At 76.5% G+C, this 1,049-nt stretch carries 2 protein-coding genes; one reads left to right on the top strand and one right to left on the bottom strand.

All coding sequences use genetic code 11. The features are described 5' to 3' along the window. On the top strand, window positions 1-464 hold a 464-nt coding region (locus tag G3573_RS21605), incomplete at its 5' end, for a hypothetical protein (RefSeq protein WP_205598437.1). Between the two features lie 204 nt (window positions 465-668). Here G3573_RS21605 and G3573_RS21600 read toward each other — a convergent pair. Beyond that, the coding region (locus tag G3573_RS21600) for a hypothetical protein (RefSeq protein WP_163263678.1) at window positions 669-1,049 on the bottom strand (381 nt) is incomplete at its 5' end.

The following is a 1,049-nucleotide window of genomic DNA, read 5'->3' as shown; positions in this document are numbered from 1 at the left end:
CGGCGCCGGCGATCGACCTGTGGACGCTGGCCGCCACGGCCGAAGCCCTGGCCCGCAGCGGCGACGTCGCGGGGGCCGAGGCGCTGATCGGCCCGACCGCCGGGGACTGCTATCCCTGCCTGGTCGCGCGTGGCCGCATCGCCGCCCTGAAGGGCGACGCGCGCGGGGCCGACCGCTGGTTCGGCCAGGCTGCGAAGCAGGGGCCGTCCCTGCCGCCGGCCTACGCCGCCTGGGGCGAGGCCAAGGCGGCCCGCGGCGACCTGGAGGGCGCGATCGCGCTCTACCGTGAGGCGCAGGCGCGCGGGCCGAAGTGGGCCGATCCGCTGAAGCTGGAGGGCGACGCGTTGGCCCGCGGCGGCGACTGGAAGGCGGCGGCGAAGCGCTACGACAAGGCGGCCCGCCTCGCGCCGCGGTGGGACGAGCTGCGGCGGGAAAGAGCGGCGGCGCTTTCCTTCTCCCCTTGAGGGAGAAGGACGGAGCCCGCACGCCGGACCCCGGCGAAAGCCGGGGGAAGGCCCGTGCGGGAGGATGAGGGGGCGAGCCGTCCGTGCCGCGCCTTTCGCAGACCGGCTGAAACGTTGCGCGACCCCTCATCCTCCCGCGCAGGCCTGCGGGCTCCGCCCTCCGGCGCGCGGGTCCCTCCTTCTCCCTCAGGGGGAGAAGGATCGCTACGCCTTCAGCGCCAGGCTCAGGGTCTCGAACTTGCCGGTGACCACGGCCAGGTCGCGCTTCAGGTCCGACGCCTCGGTCTCGAGCGCGTCGATCGACAGGGCGTGCAGGTCCAGGCCGACGTGGCGGGCGGCGCGGGCCAGCTGCTCGCGCTCGTCCGGGCGATAGCCGTCGCCGGAGAGCTTGGGGGCCAGCAGGACCAGGCCGGTGACCTCGGTGCGGTGGAGCATGGGCAGGACCAGGGCGGCGTGCAGGCCCTCGGCCGCGTCGCCGTCCAGCGGCTCGCGCTCGGCGCGCAGGCGCACCAGGGCGGGCAGGTCGGCGGACAGCCGCGCCGACAGGCCGGGCAGGCCGCCGCCGACCAACGCGTAGCCGTCGGC

The organism is Caulobacter sp. 17J65-9 (assembly GCF_010975005.1).
Lineage (GTDB): Bacteria > Pseudomonadota > Alphaproteobacteria > Caulobacterales > Caulobacteraceae > 17J80-11.
Note: the sequence above shows the minus strand (reverse complement) of the source record. Positions and strands in the feature narration are given on the sequence as shown.